Below are 18,773 nucleotides of genomic sequence, written 5' to 3' on the forward strand. Positions count from 1 at the left end.
AGGGTTGACTCATTCACTGACCGTGATCCAGGCTTCAGCCATCCCAGTTGGGAATGGGAAATTCAGGTAGGAAGGCATTAACCTCCCAATGAGTGGCATGTTTAAAAAGCCTGCTACATAAGCTATTGGGTAGGGAATCTTTGTTGTGCTGGTATTGGCGTTTAACTGCATGGATGGCCTGGTGTGCGCCTCCCTTTGTAGCCAGTATTTTAAACCTTTAAGGGTTGGAAGATGAAGATGCTCCCCGGCAATAAGGTATGGCCAACGTTTACCCATTAAGTAAGACACCCAATTGCCGTAGACTGGTGTACTTAAGTAAACCCTTCCACCTGGCTTTGCCAGCTTGCAAAGTCCTTTAAGGAATGAAGTCGGATCTGATATATGCTCCATAACTGTTATGGAAAGGATAAGATCAGCTTTATGGGAATTGGCCAGTGTGTTGAAGTCGGGACCATCCAGGTTGGCTTGCAGCCATTCAATATTTGGCAGATCTTTTAATTTTTCAGGCTTTTCACCAAAATCTATGGCAATACCTTTACTAAGAGGAAACCTATTGGCCATCAAGACAGATAGATTTCCATTGCCAGCGCCAATATCCATCCAGGTGAATACTGATTTGGCATCAATTTCAGAAAAATCCTTAATAGCATGATCGATACATTGGTTGTACCAGCTCTTTAATGGGAATTGCTCCCTTAGTTGGGTGATCTTTGGGATCATTCCGTTTTGAAGGCTTTTATATAAGTCCTGGAGTTCTTGGTTTGATGGTAAGGGATGAATGACGAGTGATTTACAATTATTACAACACAAGTAGTCGAAGGGTCCGTATTCTTTTTTGTAAGGATGGTAAAGCCCCTTGAATTTTGGTTGCAAGGCTTCGCATTTACAAAAAGGACAGGATGGCTTCGATACAGTCATATAGCAAAGCTATGCCAGAAGTGGCCAATGCAGCATGCTGGATTTATATTTTATGTAGTTTTTGGAGAGTACCCGGATATTAATGATGGCCGATCATATCCAATAAAGCACCATCATCGCTAAAGCTGTATTTTTTCACATCATTAATCAGCATTTCATCCATTAGGTCAACAATATTCTTGTAGCTGCAGGAGGGAGTGGGGGTAATGATGACAAAGAGATCATTGAGCTTGCCGGTTTGGGCAAGCATTTTCTTCTTGGTCCTTATGATCTCACCGATACCAGTTTCCCAATGAAAGCCTGTTGTGCCATATTGTTCTTGCCTGAGTGCAGTTTCCAGTTCCCCGTGGAAATAAAATAAACTGTCATTGGCCATTGGAATGATTGTAAGAGTTGTTGATTCTCCTGTTAATAATGGTGAGCCGTTCGCAGGCAGGTTGAACTTAAGTACGGCCGGCTTGCTGAGCTGGGTAGTGAAAATGAAGAAGGTAATCAGCAGGAAACCCAGGTCAACCATTGGGGTAAGGTCTACTCTTGTAGATAGTTTTTTGCTACGGGTAATAGCTCCCTGTTTGCCACTGGAAGCGGCATTTGCCATCATTTCTGCCATATGTTTGGGGTTTGATAATGAGATGGCGATGCCTGTGTTTTCCATAATGGTGCTATAGCAAAAAAATCAATGAATCATGGAGGACAAAAAAGACCGAAGCGATGGGCTTCGGTCTTTTTCATTTTGAATCCATAGTATAGATTAGAATTCAGCTGTCTTTGGGGTGCGGGGGAAGGCGATCACGTCCCTGATATTGCCCATACCGGTAACAAATTGAACCATGCGCTCAAAGCCCAGCCCAAATCCCGCATGGGGAACGGTACCAAACCTCCTGGTATCGAGGTACCACCACAATTCATCTGCGGGTACATGCATTTCCTTCATCCTTGCTTCCAACACCTCCTGGCGTTCTTCCCTTTGTGAACCACCTACGATCTCGCCAATGCCGGGAGCCAGGATATCCATCGCCGCAACGGTCTTACCATCATCGTTCAGGCGCATGTAAAAGGCCTTGATGTCCTTAGGGTAGTTCCTGACGATCACAGGCTTCTTGAAATGTTTCTCTACGAGGTAGCGCTCGTGTTCACTCTGCATGTCAATTCCCCACTTCACATCGTATTGGAATTTCTTCTTCTTGTAGGCAGGTGATTGCAGGAGGATGTCGATAGCTTCTGTATAAGTGATGCGTTCGAAGTCGTTATTCAGGACAAACTCAAGTTTCTCGATCAGGCCCATCTCGCTACGCTTATCCTGCGGCAGTTGCTTTTCTTCTTCTGCCAGTCGCTGTCCCAGGAACTCCAGGTCCTCACGGTTATTGTCCATGGCGAAACGGATGATGTATTTGATGAACTCTTCTGCAAGGTTCATGTTGTCTTCGATGTCATAGAAGGCCATCTCCGGTTCGATCATCCAGAACTCAGCCAGGTGGCGTGTTGTATTGGAGTTCTCCGCACGGAAAGTTGGACCGAAGGTATAGATGTCACCAAAGGCAGTGGCACCCAGTTCGCCCTCCAGCTGTCCGCTCACCGTAAGGTTGGTGCTGCGTCCAAAGAAGTCTTCCTTGAAATTGATGCTGCCATCTTCATTGCGTGGCGGGTTGCCCAGGTCAAGGGTGGTTACCCTGAACATTTCACCCGCACCTTCTGCATCACTGGCCGTGATGATAGGAGTGTGGAGGTAAAGGAACCCTTTCTCATGGAAGAATTTGTGTACAGCAAAAGCCAGGCTATGCCTAACCCTGAAAATGGCCCCGAATGTATTGGTCCGGAAGCGCAAGTGGGCTTTCTCCCTGAGGAATTCAAGGCTATGCTTCTTGGGTTGCAAAGGGTATTTTTCAGGATCGCTGTCTCCCAGGATCTCCACAGCGGATGCTTTCACTTCAAGTTTCTGGCCTTTTCCCAGGGAAGGGATCACTACACCGGTAACTTTCAGGGAAGCACTGGTGGTAATGCGCTTGAGGAACTCGTCATCGTACTGGCCAAGTTCTACCACCACCTGGAGGTTGGTATTGGTAGAGCCATCATTCAGGGCAATGAATTGGTTGTTCCTGAAGGTTCTAACCCATCCCATTACGGTAACTTCCTGCTGGGCAGGTTCCCAGGTCAGCAGCTCTTTTATCTTGGTTCTTTTGTTGAACATATCCTGTTTATTAAGGTTGGCAAAGATAAGCCTATTCGGGTTTTTACTGTTTAATGAAAGCTGTTCGTGGCATTTCGTGCTATTTTAGCCAAAACTGCAACATGAGGATAGCATTTTTCTCCACCCAACCATATGACCGCCAGTATTTCAATCGCTACAATGAAAAGCATGAGATCACCTACTTTGACCTGCGACTGAACGAACAAACAGTCAACCTTGCAGCCGGTAATGAAGCAGTTTGCGTTTTCGTGAATGACAAACTTGACGAAAAGGTGCTTAAGCAACTTAAGGAGCTGGGAATCAGATTGGTAGCCCTTCGTTGCGCCGGGTATAACAATGTTGACCTCATAACAGCAAGGTCCCTTGGCATGACAGTTCTACGCGTTCCGGCCTACTCGCCGCATGCTGTGGCGGAGCATGCTGTGGCCCTCATCATGGCACTGAACCGCAAGACCCATAAGGCCTATAACCGGATCAGGGAGGGTAATTTTTCCCTTGATAAGCTTACCGGGTTTGACCTCTATGGCAAAACGGTAGGGGTAATAGGAACCGGGAAGATCGGGGAAGTATTTGCTTCCATCATGCTTGGTTTCGGCTGCAGGGTCATTGCCTATGATGTAGCCAGGAACAGGCTTCTGGAGGAAAAGGGTGTTGAGTATGTTGAACTTCCTGTACTTTTTAACCAATCCGATATTGTTTCCCTGCATTGTCCCCTGAACAGTCACACCCACCACCTCATCAATGCGGCGAACCTTGGCCAAATGAAGAAAGGGGCCATGCTGGTCAATACCAGCAGGGGTGGATTGATCGATACCCCGGCGGTGATCGAGGCCTTGAAAAACGGGCAATTGGGTTATCTGGGAATGGATGTTTATGAGCAGGAAGAGAAACTGTTCTTTTATAATCTTAGCGAGGAGATCATTGAGGATGACCAGATCCTTCGCCTGATGAGTTTCCCTAATGTTATGATCACTGCACACCAGGGCTTTTTCACAGATGAGGCGCTAACCCAGATCGCTACCGTTACGCTCCGGAATATAGATGATTTTGAAGAAGGCCGGGAGCTGGAAAACAGAGTAGAATAAGGGCTGGCTTACCCTGTTAAGAGGGGGTTCGGCAGAAATATTTTTTAAAAAATGCCATTTTTGACCTAAACTTGCATTGGAATCAAGCTGATTAGTTCTTATCCTCTCGCTAACTCATCACTTGCTGCCACCCAATCAATCAATTATCATTTCGATTTTTTTCAACTAACAAGACTGATTGAAATCTTACAAAAAGCACAAGTCTTAGTATGTACGACATTCTGCAACTGAACGATATGCTCGTTCCTGAGTTGCTCGATATTGCGGAGCAACTGAAAATCCCTAATGCAAAGAAACTTGACAAGCAGGAGCTGATCTACAAGATCCTGGACAAACAGGCTGTTCTGGCCAGTGAGGTAAAGAGTACCGATTCAGGTGAGAAAACCAAGAGGAAACGAATTGTAAAAGCTACTACTGCACATACCACTGAGGAGGCTGTTGTGGAAAGCGAAGAAGAAAAGCCCAGGAAGGTTGAGCAGAAAAAACCGGTAGTAAAAAAAGAAGAAAAGCCGGCTCCCAATAAGAAGCCGCGCAAGAAACCCCAGGAATTACCTTTGAACGAGGAAGAAGAAGTGATGCCTGTTTTGCCTGTAGACACTGCAGATGAAGAACTTGGATCTGTGGTAGCCGAAGCGGAAGTTGGTGACCTGATCAGGCAGGAAGCAGAACCTGCTCCGGTTATGCCTCCCGTTGAACCCCAGCAAAGACCCCAACACCACCAGCGCAGGGAGAAGGATTATTTCAACATAGAATTTGATGGGGTTATTCCCGCGGAAGGCGTATTGGAAATGATGCCTGATGGGTATGGTTTCCTGCGCAGCAGCGACTATAACTACTTATCTTCCCCCGATGATGTATATGTATCTCCTTCCCAGATCAAGCTCTTTGGCCTGAAGACCGGTGATACTGTAAACGGTACGGTTCGCCCTCCAAAAGAAGGGGAAAAATATTTTGCACTCTTGAAGGTAGAGACCATCAATGGTAAGCTTCCTGAAGAAGTGCGTGACAGGGTTCCTTTCGATTACCTCACCCCTCTGTTCCCATTCGAAAAGCTGAACCTGTTCACCGAGCCAAATGGTTACAGCACAAGGATGATCGACCTCTTCACCCCTATAGGAAAGGGCCAGCGTGGACTGATCGTTGCCCAACCAAAAGTGGGTAAGACCGTCCTGTTGAAAGAAGTGGCCAATGCCATTGCTGCCAACCACCCCGAGTGTTACCTGATGGTAGTGCTGATCGATGAACGTCCGGAAGAAGTGACCGATATGGAGCGCAGCGTTAGGGCTGAAGTGATCGCTTCTACCTTTGACGAACCGGCGGAGAAGCACGTGAAAGTGTCTGCCATGGCGCTCCAGAAAGCGAAGCGTTTGGTAGAATGCGGTCATGATGTGGTCATCCTCCTGGATTCCATCACCCGTTTGGCCCGTGCCCACAATACCGTGGCGCCTGCCAGTGGTAAAGTGCTCAGCGGTGGTGTGGAAGCCAACGCCATGCAAAAGCCCAAGCAATTCTTTGGTGCGGCCCGTAAAATTGAGAACGGTGGATCATTGACCATCCTGGCAACAGCCCTCATTGATACTGGTAGTAAAATGGATGAAGTGATCTTTGAAGAATTCAAGGGTACCGGTAACATGGAATTGCAGCTGGATAGGAGATTGGCCAACCGCCGTATCTTCCCGGCCATCGACCTGGTGGCATCGTCAACCCGTAGGGATGACCTGCTGTTGGATCGTGATGTTTTGCAGCGCATGAACCTGCTGCGTTTGTATCTGAATGATATGAATACAGAAGAAGCTATGACTGAATTGCTTAAGCGTATGCGTGGAACCAAGAGCAATGAAGAGTTCCTGGCCAGCATGAATGGATAATCCAGATGTAGATAATTGAATGCCCTTCGGACCCGAAGGGCATTTTTTATGAAAGGAACAGAGAGTAAAATCTGCACTAATTTGCAGCCATGGCAGTAAAACCACTGGAACTACAAAAGTTCATGGAGTTAGCTGAAGTCTATCCCGTCCTGGACGTAAGAAGTCCCGGGGAATTTTCCCATGCCAGGATACCAGGTGCGTACTCCCTCCCCCTTTTCTCTGATGAAGAGCGAAAGGTGGTGGGAACGGCTTATAAACAACAGAGCAGGGAGCATGCCATCAAAATAGGGCTTGACTATTTTGGGGTGAAGATGAGGAAGATGGTGGAAGAGGTGGAGCGGCTACTGAAGGATTGGAAGAAGCAAGGCAGGCCAGGTGCCGAACACCAAACTGTCCTGGTCCATTGCTGGCGGGGCGGTATGAGAAGTGCAGGGGTTGCCTGGTTACTGGACCTGTATGGCTTTAAGGTGTACACCCTCATTGGCGGTTATAAGGCCTATCGACGCTCTGTGTTGGATGCCTTTGAAATGGAATGGCCCATTCATATCATAGGTGGCTATACAGGGGCGGGAAAGACTGACATCCTGCAGAAGCTTGAGCGTTTAGGCGAGCCCGTTATAGACCTGGAAGGGCTGGCCCATCATAAGGGTTCGGCATTTGGTCACCTCGGACTCTCTTCCCAACCCAGCCAGGAGATGTTTGAGAATTGCCTGGCGGGTGCACTGAGGAATGTATTGAAATCAGAACAGGAAAAGACCCCCGGGAAGGTCCGTCCCATCTGGATGGAAGATGAAAGCCTGCGCATAGGGCACCTTTTCATTCCCCAGCCCCTTTATAAACAAATGCGAAAGGCACAATGCTACTTCATTGATATCCCATTTGAGGCAAGGCTTCAGCATATTGTGAAGGATTATGGGGTAGCCGACAGGGAGAACCTGATCCAGGCCACACTTCGCATCCAGAAAAGGTTAGGCGGACTGGAAACCAAACAGGCGATCAATTGCCTGATCGAAAATGATATTGAGGGGGCATTCACCATCTTGTTGAAGTATTACGATAAATGGTATGGGAAAAGTATCCATACGCGTGAGCCTGGTGCGCCACCGATAAGGATGTTGAACAGCACGGCAGTTGATGAGGCCCGGAATGCCCAGCTATTATTGACCGCAGCCGGCAGTGGATTTGTACAAGAAAATAATTAACCAGACATGTCAGAACAAACGATACGATTAACACAGTTTTCCCATGGCGCTGGCTGTGGTTGTAAGATAGCACCGCAGGTATTGGAACAGATCGTTCACACCACTTCGCCAATGGCAGTGAACCCAAAGCTCCTGGTAGGGAATGAGTCAAAGGATGATGCCGCAGTGTATGATATGGGAAATGGTAGTGCATTGATCACTACTACTGATTTCTTCATGCCCATTGTAGATGACCCCTTTGATTTTGGAAGGATAGCCGCGGCTAATGCTATCAGTGATGTATATGCGATGGGAGGAGACCCGATCGTTGCGATAGCGATCCTGGGCTGGCCTGTGGAGAAATTACCGGCAGATATTGCAGCAAGGGTGCTTGAAGGGGGACGTGCTATTTGCGCGGAAGCTGGCATACCATTGGCAGGGGGACACAGCATAGATTCTCCAGAGCCCATCTTTGGCCTTTCAGTGAATGGGTTGGTCGACATAAGGAACCTGAAGCAGAATAATACAGCCCGCGAAGGAGACCTTCTTTTTATTACCAAACCCTTAGGGGTTGGGGTGCTTTCCACAGCACAGAAAAGAGGCGAGCTGCTCCCGGAGCATTATGATGCCATGGTTAAGCAATTGACCACCCTCAATAAGATCGGCGCTTCTTTGGGAAATATCCCAGGGGTAACTGCCATGACCGACATTACCGGTTTTGGATTGATGGGCCACCTGATAGAAATGGCAGAAGGGAGTGGTTTAACCGCCCAGCTGTTCTACAATAGCATTCCCGTGCTGGAAGGGGTTAGGGACTACCTGGCTAAAAGGATCGTTCCGGATGCCACCTACCGTAACTGGAATAGTTATAGTAATAAGGTGGCTTTTGAAAAAGGAGTGAATGTAATGGAAGCATTTAGCCTGTTGCCTGACCCACAAACCAATGGCGGTCTACTTTTCTCCGTTTCACCCAATGCAATGGATGAGGTGGTTGGTTTATTGCAGTCAAAAGGAATGGATAAGTTCATCGAGCCTATTGGCAAATTGGAGGAAAAGGGGGAAAAGCTGGTAAGGGTCTCAGCATAAGCAAGACTGTTTTCTTTTATAGCCGGCCCGGGTGCCGGCTTTTTTATTCCTTTTCCGGAGCGAAGATCTCGGCCATCATACACCTCACGCTACCGCCGCCAATCGTTTCGATGGTAGGGATAGGTATGGGTAGTAATTCCCCGTGTGCTGAAAGCTTCCTACGTTGCTCATTGGTCAGGCTATCGAAAGCAGCCTGGCTCATGGCAATGAACGGTTGCCCCTTCTTGTTTTTTACTTCCAGCATATTGCCTGCAAAGGCATCCATTTGGTCGAAACTGATAGCAATAAGTTCATGGCCAGTTTGCTCAAGCGATCCAATGAGCCTGCTTCTTTCATCCTCATTTTTTATTGCGCTGGTGCAGAGAATGGCAAAGCTGGTACCCAAAGCCATTAATACATTGGTATGATAGATGCTTTTTCCAAAGCGGTCAGCTGCCTGGAATGGAAAGGCGCGGTAACCTGTATATGATGCATAGGATAACAGCAATTGCTCATCCGTCCGCGGGGAAATAGCCGCATAAATGATTTTTTCCTGATGGTCCATGATCATGCTGCCCGTTCCTTCCAGGAAAGCTCCATAGGGGTTCTCCCTCCAATCCTTTATCTCCTTTACCTTGAAATGCCCGGATAATTCTGCAAGCAAATCTTCCCTCACTTCAAGTTGCCTGGATGCGGCCTGCATGGGATAGATATGCAAGGTCCCATCAGGGCCAAGACTGAACCAATTGTTGGGGAAAACCGCATCTGGTTTCTTTGGTTCAGGATCGTCTTCCAACACCAATACATGGATATCCTTGTTTCGGAGAAGGGAGACCATATGGTCAAATTCTTCCCTGGCAAGGCTCGCCAGCTTTTCAGGGTCCAGTCCTGTTTGTTTCTGGAAAGCATTGGTAACAGCGGTGTCCGGGTTAAAGCCAAAAGAGGCGGGACGGATCATGGCAATAGAAGAAGCAGCCTGCATACATTATGGTTGGGCCACAAATATAAGGGAGGCGGGCATGCCGGTCTCGGGGTGGATCGGCTCCCTGATGTCAGTGATGGCATAGCCGCAATGGTGAAGTAGCCTGAACCATCCATTGAAGGTGCGGAAATACCATGGGGCCGGGTCATTGAAATCTGGTGAAAAACCATTCCAGCTTCCTTCCCGCCATCCATCCCGGTAAGGCAGATCACCACAGCTGCTATAAGGATGTAGGGTCTGGATCACCAGTTTGCCTTTCGGTGAGAAGAAAGGAATGATAGCCGTTAACAGATACCCTACCAGTTCATTGCCAAAAAGGGAGAAGTTGAAGCTGATCACATCATAACTCCTGGCTGGTTTATATTGGCCAGCAATAATGTCCTGGTAGGAGGCTATAGTGAAATGGGAAGCCTTGAATTTTTGGCCTGCCATAGCAACCAGGTTAGGTATGGCGTCAGCGCCTTCGGCAACAACACCGGGAAGTTTTTCGTTGATCGCACGAACGAGCCAGCCTTCGCCACAGCCCAGGTCTAGATAAGTTGAAGGAGATAGTTCTACAATGTTATTTACAATAGCTTCATTGGTCACCAGCACCCTGCTCCGGATCGCATTGGAATCAATGGCTGTATTCCATGCTCCGGCATTGGTATGCCAGCTCCGGAGGATATGGTCTTCGTTTGGGTTGCTCATGATAAGAGTTGATCGATCCTGGTAGCCAGCTGCCTGTCCTTATCAGTAACGATATTGCCGGCGTCATGTGTGCTTAGCCAGATCTCCACCTTGTTCCAGACATTGGACCAAAGCGGGTGATGGTTCATTTTTTCAGCTTCGATCGCGACCCTGGTCATAAAAGCGAAAGCTTCGGAAAAGTCACGGAAACGAAACTCTTTATAGAGCTGGTTATTGATTTCCTGCCACATGGTTGAGGATTTTTAAACGAAACCTTTTACTTAATAGGAACAAGCAGGAACCGAAATGGTTGCTGTCTCAGACAGTATTGAAGTTCGCAATGCATATTTTCTTTTTCCCCCACCAAAGCGTACACATTACCTTGCGGTCCTCTTTGAATCCAACTTTTTCCCATGATCCCCTGGAGGCCTTATTTTCCCTGCGGATGATGGAAACTGCATAATCCTTTTTGTTATTGATAAGCTCCTTTTCTCCATAGTGGACCAGGTAGGCATTGAGTCCTTTCCTTCTATGAGTGGGATGGCAGAAACTGTCAAACTGGTACCCTTCATTTGGCTCCAGTGGTAAATAGAACCCCTCGTTGAAAGGGTTGGGTAACTCAATATTGGAGTAGGAGATCCAGATATAGGCTGCCAGTTCATCACCTTTGAAAATGCCATAGGAATGGTAAGCGGGGTTCTCTAGTTGCTTTTTGAATAGTTCCAGTTTTGAGTCGCGGAAAAGAAAATGGGTTGCGGCAGAGAAATCCGATAGTGCAAGTTTTTTCAGGTGGTAGCCTTCTGGTAAGGTAATGGATGAAATGGTTGCGGCATTGCATTTCTTCTTGTAGACCAAGTAGGTATGCTTGAATATGCCTAGTTTTTCCAACACTTTTTTTATCATCAGGGTGCCGGCATTGGCATAGCCAAATTGCTTGATTTTATCACTAAAGTTTTCTACCTGAGGCATATGACGGGCTTGGTTTACAAATCGGTTTATTCAAAAGGACAAAAGACCCATACAGGCGCCAGCCTTCTAAACAAACGAGATTAATTCGCCGGTAATTGTTGTTCACCGGGTAAAATGCCAAATAGGATAAGATACTCGGATATGAATTTGATATGTATCAAATTGATTATAAACACAATTTAGCGAATTGTGTTTAAACTTCATGTTTTTTAATGTGACTGGGTAAAATGGTTGGGCTCAAAAGATCAGGTGGTCCTTATGCTTGATCTTTTCATTCGTCAATTCGGTTACCAACTGTACAGCACTAATGGACCTGATGGATTGTATGATTTCCTGCAGGGCTACCTGGTCAATAACATCGCCTTTGACCAGCCATAGGAAGTCCAGGTGCTTGAACTCCGGCAACAGGTATTCCCCGTCATGGTGGTTGTTGTATAGATAATGGATAAGCGAGGAATTAGGCTCTGGATATTGGTAAATGGGGAAGAAATAGTTCCGTTGCTTTTTACTGAGCTGGATCTCAATGTCATTGTTCAGGCGGAACCTGAACCTGAACCTTTGGTTCAGCTGCCAGCAAAACTGGTAGTCCTTCACCTTGGCCACAATACCTAGGAGCTTTGAGTCCTCAAAGAACTCCTCCGCCATTTCCGATACGTCCAGTTTTAGTTTCATGCCCCTAAATTATCACCAAAAAAAATGCCGGGAAAAATTCCCGGCATGGATATGATCAAAATTCAATATTGCCCTCCAGTTCGGATTCACCTCGTTTATACTTCACCGTTGTCTTATCCCCTTTCCTGAATTTTCCGAGCGCCTGCATATACTGCTCAACTGAACTTACCGGGTAGGTGCCCAGTTGTACAATGATGTCACCTGTCTTTACCCCTGCCTTGCTGGCCGGCCTTCCGTCCGTTACACCATCCACTTTAACACCATTGCCACTGAAACTGTAATCGGGCATTATTCCCATGCTCACGCTGAACCTTGCAGAAGTGGTCGTTTGCTGTTCCCTTGTCTTGGTGAACACCAGCTTTTCCTGTTCATTGGCCTGTTTGATGACTCCCTGGACCAGTTTCAGGATCTGCAACTGACCTGTTACATTCACTTTTTCTGCGTCATCGCTGGGTTTATGGTAGTCGGTGTGCAGACCGGTAAAGAAGAACAACACCGGCAGGTCCTTCCTATAGAAGGAGGTGTGGTCACTTGGACCGGTACCGCTGCTATCATACTTGATATTGAAGTAACGTGCATCACTAACCGAATTAAAAATACTTCCCCAGGAAGGCGAAGTGCCAATTCCCCCAACGGTTATGGATTTGCTGCTGTCGTTTAGCCTTCCCACCATATCCATATTGATCATATAGTTGACGGTATTAAGGGCTATTGTAGGGTTCTCGGCAAAATACTTCGACCCAAACAGCCCCAGTTCTTCCCCTGAAAAGGCTAGGAACAGGTAATTGGTGTTTTTCTGCTTATCCTTCTTTAAGCTTCTGGCCAACTCAATAAGGGTAGAAGTTCCGCTGGCATTATCATCGGCTCCATTGTGGATGAGGCGTTCGCCGTTCCTCAACATGGAATTGCCGTCTTCGCCAAATCCAAGGTGGTCGTAGTGTGCCCCAATGATCACTGTCCTGGCCGCCCCATTGTCAAGGTAGCCCACTACGTTATGTCCCTGTCTTTCATTCTTTTTGAAGCCGGTCTTGAGTTTGACCTCAACCATGGCGGTTTCATCAACCAGGTATTTTTTAGCGATGGCATCTGAGAGGCAAAGCACCGGAATGGGAAGTTGATCCCCTTTTTGCTTGGGGTTAAACTTGATGTCCTCGCCTATATTGTAAATAAGGAGGGCTGTTGCGCCTTTGGAAGCATACTCCTTTATTTTGGCTTGCAAATGTGCATCCAGGTCGAAATGGGGGTTCCCGCTATTGGCCTGTTTTTCAGCAGCCAGGTCCATGAACCATGGCTGGCCGCTTTCCTTCAGTGCAACCGAAGGCATGGCTTCCAGGATCTTCTCGGGCGACAGGGCCATTGGGAAGAAGTCCTTGTCCTTGATTTCATTTCCCTCGATGAAAAGGTAACTGTTCCCCTTGTATTCCAGTCCGTCATAAATACTGAATGCCTGGAACCAACTGTTATCGGCACCTTTAGGTGTAAGGCCGATCTCTGCAAATTGCTTGCTGATATAATTCCTTGCCAGTTCTTCCCCCCGGCTTCCTGCCCGGCGACCCTCTAACTTGTCGTCCGCCAGGTAGTTCACATGGGCCTGGAGCTGTTGGATCACCTGCTTATCGGATTTTTTCAATTTCTGGGCATAACCCATTTGGGTCAGTAATAGGGCCGCGGTTAAGGCAGCTTTCTCAAAAGGATGCATAAAGAAAGGTTTCATCGTGGGGCAAAGTTACCGATGTGAACACTAATACCGTGCCGCTTCAAATATTTTAGGAAGAAGTTCCGGCCAGGGGATCATTGGGGTGGATGTGATCAGCGAAACCTGTAAAGTTCCTGAATTTTCGGGAATAATTCCCGGTTTTGGGAACATATTATATAATATGGAATTCTGGCCATCTTTCCTTTACTTTTGCCAATTGTCCTTTTCGTAAATGACCCTTTGCCGTAAGTGGTTGGGTAAAGAATGCCACAACCAGGAAGGGGTGAAATATTATAGTTGAATGGCTTTACCGCACCTTATCAAGTATGTGTATACCAATGGCACCGAGGAAGTGATCAGACGTGGGAAGAAGATCCATGCTATTGGTTTCGTGGAGTTGATCGAATACGACGAACTGCTGGGATCCGTTACCTTCCGGGTAAAGGACGATAGCTATTCTACCTTCTACAAGGTTTATATCCAGAAATTCCAGGATCCCAAATCCCTTTCTGTCAGGTGCAGTTGCCCCTATAACCTGGGTGATATCTGCCGCCATGAAGCTGCCGCCCTGATCCAGTTGCAGGAGCTGCTGGACAAGAACCTGCTCAAGGCCGAGGAAGTGGAATACGACCAGCGCCATACTGTGGTCAAGATGAAGACCATTGACCTGAAAACGATCAAACTACTGAGTGCGCCCCAGTCCATTGCCGATGCGGAGAAATACCTTCGGACCAACAAGGCAACCATTGAGCATGCTGCTGATGAAGTGGTGAAGGCTTCGGTTGACCTGGAGGGTAAGACCTACCAGGTGGTCATCAGGAAGAATGAAGAAAGGAATTTTGATACGAGCTGCGACTTTGTTGACACCAAGCATCCCCTCTGCCTGCCCAAGGTGATCGTCTTCATCCAGCTCCTGAATTCATATGGCGCCAATTATTTTGATAGTATCCGGAACTGGGACAAAGAGAAGAACAAGTTACTGGAGGCCTATGGCTATAGCCTGAATGATGACCTCTCCGGAAAATTTGAATTCGCCTATAAGGAAGGGAAGCCTTACCTGCGTGTATTGGACACCTCGATCAAGCGACTAAACCCTGTCCAGCTTTCTTCCAAACCGAAGCCGGTGGAAAAACCGGTAGAAGTGACCGAGACCCCGGTGTTGGAAGCAGAAGAGGAAGCCGCTGCAAAAATGCGGGTAGGTATTGTCCTGAACCTGCACAACAAATCCTATCCTGGTTTCTTTGTTGAGGCAGTACAGGGGGAGCCGGAGGAGTCCATGGAGCGATTTGTGGGGAAAGTAGAGAAAATTGACCTGAGCAAGTATGTGGATACGGAATCCTTCCCCGAGAATGATAAACAACTGATACCAGTTATCAGGAGGATGCAGGAGTCGGAGTTGACCAAGTACCTCAACAGGAACTCTCCCTTCAGCGGGATATGGGAGAACATCATCCACCAGGATACAGAAGACCTGCCAGCTGAAACCAAGCACCTGGTAGTGGAGTACCTGCATCCCAAGCTAAAGAAGATGATGATAGAGCAGGCGGAAAATCCTTTTGTCTTCTACCTGCCGTCGCATAAGGTGTTCAAAACGGAGAACCTTCAGCCTCTGGGCATCAGTAATGATCCTCTTGTGCCCTATTTTAAGGTGCAGCCCAGGAAAAGCCAGTATGAGATCACCTGCCATGTAAAGATCAGCGGGGTGGAGTTAAAGGTGACGGCCAATGAACTTCAGAGCAATGTGCTTTTCCTTTACCAGGATAACCTATACCTCTGGCGTAATGAAGAAGATGTGAACAGGGTGGAGACCTTTATGCCCAAAGGCTCAATGACCATCACCAAGGCTGCCTGGCCAATGCAATTGAAGCAGCTTGTGCTTCCCCTGGCCAAGCATTACCATGTGGATTTTGACCCAGCCCTTATCTCCAGTTATAAGGATGGGGATCCGGAGCAAAGATTGGTGTTGCAGGAAAAAGGTGATTACCTCGTATTCCAGCCTGTATTCAGTTACAAGGGATTTGAAACCAAACCCGGTGACAAGGACGAGATCATTGTGCCGGATGGCGATAAGGTGATGATCGTTCACCGCAACAAGGAGGTGGAAACCCAATTCCTCCAGAAGCTGGAAGCCCTTCACTCAAATTTTATCCGTCCTGAAGGTTCCCATAACCTTGTCCTCAAGGGCAATGATGTGTTGCGCAATAACTGGTTCTTCCTCTTCGTGGATGCCATGAAGGATATGAAGGTCCCGGTATATGGATTTGAGGCCTTGAAGAACTTCAGGTTCAATACGGCCAAGCCACAGACGAGGATACAGATCAGCAGCAATACCGACTGGTTCGATGCGAAGGTGGATATCCTTTTCGGCGACCAGAAAGTGACAGTAGCCGAAGTTAAACGGGCATTATCCAATAAGCAACAATTCGTTCAGCTGGGAGACGGCTCACTGGGTATCCTTCCGGAGGAATGGATCAAGAAGTACTCCCTATTGTTCAGGATAGGTGAAGGCAAGCACCAGCACCTCAAACTCTCGAAATACCACATGAGTGTGATCGACGAGTTGTACAATGAACGCAATGAAGAGGAATTATTCCTGCAACTGGAAGAGAAGTATGACCGCCTGAAGGGGTTCCAGACCATAACGGAAGTGGATCCCCCCAACCATCTTGCGCCTATCCTGCGTCCCTACCAGGTATTTGGCTTCCAGTGGTTGAACTACCTGAAGGAAGTAAACTGGGGTGGGATCCTGGCCGATGATATGGGTCTTGGTAAGACCGTACAGGCATTGAGTTTCCTGCATCATTATAAGAGTTCGGAAGGAACCCTGAAAGCCCTGGTGGTTTGCCCGACCACGCTGATGTTCAACTGGGAGAATGAGATCAAGAAGTTCACCCCTGCGCTTACCTACCATATCCATCATGGTGGGGAAAGGACAAGGAATAAGGCCATGCTGGAAGGGAAGAATGTGATCATCACCACCTATGGCACCCTCAGGAGTGATATCAAGCTGCTGGTGGATATGGAATTTGATTGTGTAGTGCTGGATGAATCACAAGCCATCAAAAACCCCTCGAGCAAGGTAACGAAGGCGGCTTCGCTGCTCCGTTCCAAACATCGTATATGCATGAGCGGTACCCCGCTGCAGAACAATACTTTTGATATCTATGCCCAGATGAATTTCCTGAACCCGGGCATGCTGGGCAGCATGGAGTTCTTCCGCCAGGAGTTTGCCATTCCTATCGATAAGTTCGGGGAGCAGGACAGGAAGGAGCATCTGCGGAAATTGCTTTATCCCTTCATCCTGCGCAGGACAAAGGAGCAGGTAGCGAAAGACCTTCCGGAAAAAACCGAGACCATCTTATGGTGTGAAATGGATGAAGAGCAGCGAAGGATCTATGATGCCTACCGCAATGATTACCGTGACAAGATCCTTGGCACTATTGATACCCAGGGTATGCAGAAATCCCAGTTGACCATTTTGCAGGGTCTTATGAAGTTGCGCCAGATCTGTGATTCGCCCGCGATCCTTAATGAGCAGGAAAAGTTCGAGAACCATTCCATTAAACTGGAGGAGCTCAGCAGGGAGATAACCGAGAATATTGGCAACCACAAGGCCCTGATCTTCTCGCAGTTCCTGGGTATGCTTGACCTGATCAGGCAGAAACTGAAGTCGCAGGAAGTTGATTTCGCCTACTTCGATGGAAGTACGTCTGCCCCTGACCGTGAGAAGGCCATCCAGCGTTTCCAGAACGATGAGAACTGCAGGGTATTCCTGATCTCACTGAAAGCCGGGGGTGTAGGTCTTAACCTTACCGCGGCCGATTATGTGTACATCGTTGATCCCTGGTGGAACCCAGCCGTAGAGCAGCAGGCCATTGACCGGACGCACCGTATTGGCCAGACCAAGAATATCTTTGCGTACCGGATGATCTGTAAGGACACCATTGAGGACAAGATCCTTCAGCTCCAGGAAAGAAAGCGGGTACTCGCGAAAGACCTGATAGCCGATGATGAAGGCTTCGTGAAGAACCTGACGAGGGAAGACGTGGAATACCTGTTCAGTTAAGGAAGGGCAGCATTGGCAAATTCTTGATGTAAGGATATTTGCTTCCCCTTAAATTATGCGAATGGAATTGATTCCATTTGAAAGCAATAAGCAAACCGTTATTACGACAATCGCTTATTGCTTTTTTCATGAAAAAAAGCCCCGCCATTGGCGGGGCAGGCACGTACAAAAGTGGTTTCAGAGGTAAGTGCCAGATATGTAATATGGGTTAGTAACGATAATGCTTACGCAGGCTTTTCCTGGTAGCAAGAGGGGACTCGCCGTTTAGGATGACGAACCAGAGACATCTGAAGAACCTGGTAATCCTGAATCCGGGACGGAAATCATCCTTGTTGATCTTGATGGCGTTCGTGTCAAAATACATGGAGTTCCTTTCCATTGATATTGGTTTTTTGGATAATGTAATACGATGACTAACGAATATACTAAACTTTTATTGCTGTTTTTTCTTATAAAAATCCTAATATCCGGAATTTCGTAGTTATTGTTGCGGCCTGTTTGGGTCCCGATGGCAAGGCTTCAATCATTAAATTTGCGTTCGCAGAAATTATATGGCAAAAAGTATATTCAACAGGAAAGGAGGCAGCGAGCAGGCTGAAATGTCATTTATCGACCATCTCGAAGCATTGCGCTGGCATATCATGCGCTCTTTGCTGGCTATCCTGATGGGTGCTATTGTTGTTTTTGCGAACATGGATTTCTTCTTCGACCAGGTGATCATGGGTCCTGCACATAAGGAGTTCCTGACCTACCGGATGCTTTGCGCTTTCAGCCATAAGGTTGGGCTGGGCGATGCCATGTGCCTGGCGGATATTAACCTGAAGCTGATCAGCACCGAGATGAGCAGCCAGTTCATGATGAGCTTTACCATTGCTTTTGTTGGAGGGTTTGTTATCGCCTTCCCTTATATATTCTGGGAGTTCTGGCGTTTCGTAAAGCCTGCCCTCACCGAAAAGGAATTGCGCAAGACAAGGGGTGTGATCTTCTGGGTGTCCCTGCTTTTCTTTACCGGGATCGCCTTTGGCTATTTCCTGATCGCCCCTTACACCGTGAATTTCTTTGCCGCCTATACGCTTAGCCCGCTCATCCAGAACACCTTTACAGTAAGTGATTATATCGACAATATCGTATCGCTGGTGGTAGGCACCGGTGTTGTATTCCAATTACCGCTGGTAGTGTTCTTCCTGGCCAAGGTGGGCATTGTGACTGCCAACTTCCTTCGGACCTACCGTAAGTTTGCAGTGGTGGTCATCCTGGTCATTGCAGCGGTGATAACGCCACCCGATGTGATCAGCCAGCTGATCGTTACCGTTCCCCTTTGGCTCTTGTACGAGATCAGTATTACCATTGCTGCAAGGGTTAACCCTGGCGAAGAGGCTGTTGCTGCCCCTTCTGAGTGGAGCTAGGGACTAGC

Annotated in this window: 16 protein-coding genes; 6 read left to right on the forward strand and 10 right to left on the reverse strand. The window is 47.6% G+C overall.

From position 1 onward, the window contains the following. Window positions 1-9: 9 nt before the first annotated feature. The 3 genes from KJS94_RS13800 to asnS all read right to left on the reverse strand — a co-directional run bounded on the left by KJS94_RS13800 (window position 10) and on the right by asnS (window position 3,106). Window positions 10-918: a class I SAM-dependent methyltransferase gene (locus tag KJS94_RS13800; RefSeq protein WP_239804175.1), complete on the reverse strand. Its 909-nt coding sequence runs from the start codon at window positions 916-918 to the stop codon at window positions 10-12. A gap of 79 nt (window positions 919-997) precedes the next feature. Continuing rightward, window positions 998-1,528: an ExbD/TolR family protein gene (locus tag KJS94_RS13805; RefSeq protein WP_214448063.1), complete on the reverse strand. Its 531-nt coding sequence runs from the start codon at window positions 1,526-1,528 to the stop codon at window positions 998-1,000. 141 nt (window positions 1,529-1,669) lie between these two features. Further along, window positions 1,670-3,106, reverse strand: a complete 1,437-nt coding sequence (gene asnS / locus KJS94_RS13810) for an asparagine--tRNA ligase (RefSeq protein ID WP_214448064.1) — start codon at window positions 3,104-3,106, stop codon at window positions 1,670-1,672. A 101-nt stretch (window positions 3,107-3,207) separates the two neighbouring features. On the opposite strand from asnS, the gene KJS94_RS13815 reads away from it, so the two are divergent. From KJS94_RS13815 to selD, 4 genes are all read left to right on the forward strand, one after another. Next, entirely contained in the window at window positions 3,208-4,191 is a 984-nt protein-coding gene (locus KJS94_RS13815) for a 2-hydroxyacid dehydrogenase (protein ID WP_214448065.1), read from the forward strand. Between the two features lie 209 nt (window positions 4,192-4,400). Beyond that, entirely contained in the window at window positions 4,401-6,059 is a 1,659-nt protein-coding gene (rho, locus tag KJS94_RS13820; protein WP_214448066.1) for a transcription termination factor Rho, read from the forward strand. Window positions 6,060-6,148: 89 nt separating this feature from the next. Further along, window positions 6,149-7,261, forward strand: a complete 1,113-nt coding sequence (mnmH, locus tag KJS94_RS13825) for a tRNA 2-selenouridine(34) synthase MnmH (RefSeq protein ID WP_214448067.1) — start codon at window positions 6,149-6,151, stop codon at window positions 7,259-7,261. Between the two features lie 6 nt (window positions 7,262-7,267). Further along, on the forward strand, window positions 7,268-8,326 hold the full coding sequence (selD, locus tag KJS94_RS13830; RefSeq protein ID WP_214448068.1) for a selenide, water dikinase SelD: 1,059 nt from the start codon (window positions 7,268-7,270) through the stop codon (window positions 8,324-8,326). Between the two features lie 43 nt (window positions 8,327-8,369). Here the strand turns inward: selD and ctlX are convergent, their stop codons facing one another. From ctlX to KJS94_RS13860, 6 genes are all read right to left on the reverse strand, one after another. Further along, the gene (gene ctlX / locus KJS94_RS13835) at window positions 8,370-9,287 is read right to left on the reverse strand and encodes a citrulline utilization hydrolase CtlX (protein ID WP_214448069.1); all 918 of its coding nucleotides are present in this window, start codon (window positions 9,285-9,287) and stop codon (window positions 8,370-8,372) included. Window positions 9,288-9,290: 3 nt separating this feature from the next. Beyond that, window positions 9,291-9,977 (reverse strand): class I SAM-dependent methyltransferase, encoded by a 687-nt coding sequence (locus KJS94_RS13840; RefSeq protein WP_214448070.1) that lies wholly within the window; start codon window positions 9,975-9,977, stop codon window positions 9,291-9,293. Then, the gene (locus KJS94_RS13845; protein ID WP_214448071.1) at window positions 9,974-10,207 is read right to left on the reverse strand and encodes a 4a-hydroxytetrahydrobiopterin dehydratase; all 234 of its coding nucleotides are present in this window, start codon (window positions 10,205-10,207) and stop codon (window positions 9,974-9,976) included. Before KJS94_RS13845 ends, KJS94_RS13840 begins: the two co-directional genes overlap by 4 nt. Window positions 10,208-10,274: 67 nt before the next feature. Continuing rightward, window positions 10,275-10,925, reverse strand: a complete 651-nt coding sequence (locus tag KJS94_RS13850) for a GNAT family N-acetyltransferase (protein ID WP_214448072.1) — start codon at window positions 10,923-10,925, stop codon at window positions 10,275-10,277. Between the two features lie 237 nt (window positions 10,926-11,162). After that, window positions 11,163-11,597 carry an IPExxxVDY family protein gene (locus tag KJS94_RS13855; protein WP_214448073.1) on the reverse strand — a complete coding sequence of 145 codons (435 nt, stop codon included), beginning with the start codon at window positions 11,595-11,597 and terminating at the stop codon, window positions 11,163-11,165. Between the two features lie 55 nt (window positions 11,598-11,652). Continuing rightward, window positions 11,653-13,311, reverse strand: a complete 1,659-nt coding sequence (locus KJS94_RS13860; RefSeq protein ID WP_214448074.1) for a M20/M25/M40 family metallo-hydrolase — start codon at window positions 13,309-13,311, stop codon at window positions 11,653-11,655. A gap of 283 nt (window positions 13,312-13,594) precedes the next feature. On the opposite strand from KJS94_RS13860, the gene KJS94_RS13865 reads away from it, so the two are divergent. Then, entirely contained in the window at window positions 13,595-17,359 is a 3,765-nt protein-coding gene (locus tag KJS94_RS13865; protein ID WP_214448075.1) for a DEAD/DEAH box helicase, read from the forward strand. Between the two features lie 208 nt (window positions 17,360-17,567). Here KJS94_RS13865 and KJS94_RS13870 read toward each other — a convergent pair whose 3' ends face one another. After that, window positions 17,568-17,738, reverse strand: a complete 171-nt coding sequence (locus KJS94_RS13870) for a hypothetical protein (protein ID WP_214448076.1) — start codon at window positions 17,736-17,738, stop codon at window positions 17,568-17,570. Window positions 17,739-17,910: 172 nt separating this feature from the next. On the opposite strand from KJS94_RS13870, the gene tatC reads away from it, so the two are divergent. Further along, a complete protein-coding gene (gene tatC, locus KJS94_RS13875) occupies window positions 17,911-18,765 on the forward strand; it encodes a twin-arginine translocase subunit TatC (RefSeq protein ID WP_214448077.1) in 855 nt (284 codons plus the stop codon). Window positions 18,766-18,773 lie beyond the last annotated feature (8 nt).

It is taken from the genome of Flavihumibacter rivuli, from assembly GCF_018595685.2.
In the GTDB taxonomy this organism is placed as follows: Bacteria; Bacteroidota; Bacteroidia; order Chitinophagales; family Chitinophagaceae; genus Flavihumibacter; species Flavihumibacter rivuli.

Coding starts and splice junctions, on each gene's coding strand:
- KJS94_RS13850 (WP_214448072.1), bottom strand. CDS start 10,925: ATGCCTCAGGTAGAAAACTTTAGTGATAAAATCAAGCAATTTGGCTAT.
- KJS94_RS13870 (WP_214448076.1), bottom strand. CDS start 17,738: ATGGAAAGGAACTCCATGTATTTTGACACGAACGCCATCAAGATCAAC.
- KJS94_RS13815 (WP_214448065.1), top strand. CDS start 3,208: ATGAGGATAGCATTTTTCTCCACCCAACCATATGACCGCCAGTATTTC.
- rho (WP_214448066.1), top strand. CDS start 4,401: ATGTACGACATTCTGCAACTGAACGATATGCTCGTTCCTGAGTTGCTC.
- selD (WP_214448068.1), top strand. CDS start 7,268: ATGTCAGAACAAACGATACGATTAACACAGTTTTCCCATGGCGCTGGC.
- tatC (WP_214448077.1), top strand. CDS start 17,911: ATGGCAAAAAGTATATTCAACAGGAAAGGAGGCAGCGAGCAGGCTGAA.
- KJS94_RS13855 (WP_214448073.1), bottom strand. CDS start 11,597: ATGAAACTAAAACTGGACGTATCGGAAATGGCGGAGGAGTTCTTTGAG.
- KJS94_RS13845 (WP_214448071.1), bottom strand. CDS start 10,207: ATGTGGCAGGAAATCAATAACCAGCTCTATAAAGAGTTTCGTTTCCGT.
- KJS94_RS13860 (WP_214448074.1), bottom strand. CDS start 13,311: ATGAAACCTTTCTTTATGCATCCTTTTGAGAAAGCTGCCTTAACCGCG.
- mnmH (WP_214448067.1), top strand. CDS start 6,149: ATGGCAGTAAAACCACTGGAACTACAAAAGTTCATGGAGTTAGCTGAA.
- ctlX (WP_214448069.1), bottom strand. CDS start 9,287: ATGCAGGCTGCTTCTTCTATTGCCATGATCCGTCCCGCCTCTTTTGGC.
- KJS94_RS13840 (WP_214448070.1), bottom strand. CDS start 9,977: ATGAGCAACCCAAACGAAGACCATATCCTCCGGAGCTGGCATACCAAT.
- KJS94_RS13865 (WP_214448075.1), top strand. CDS start 13,595: ATGGCTTTACCGCACCTTATCAAGTATGTGTATACCAATGGCACCGAG.
- KJS94_RS13805 (WP_214448063.1), bottom strand. CDS start 1,528: ATGGCAGAAATGATGGCAAATGCCGCTTCCAGTGGCAAACAGGGAGCT.
- KJS94_RS13800 (WP_239804175.1), bottom strand. CDS start 918: ATGACTGTATCGAAGCCATCCTGTCCTTTTTGTAAATGCGAAGCCTTG.
- asnS (WP_214448064.1), bottom strand. CDS start 3,106: ATGTTCAACAAAAGAACCAAGATAAAAGAGCTGCTGACCTGGGAACCT.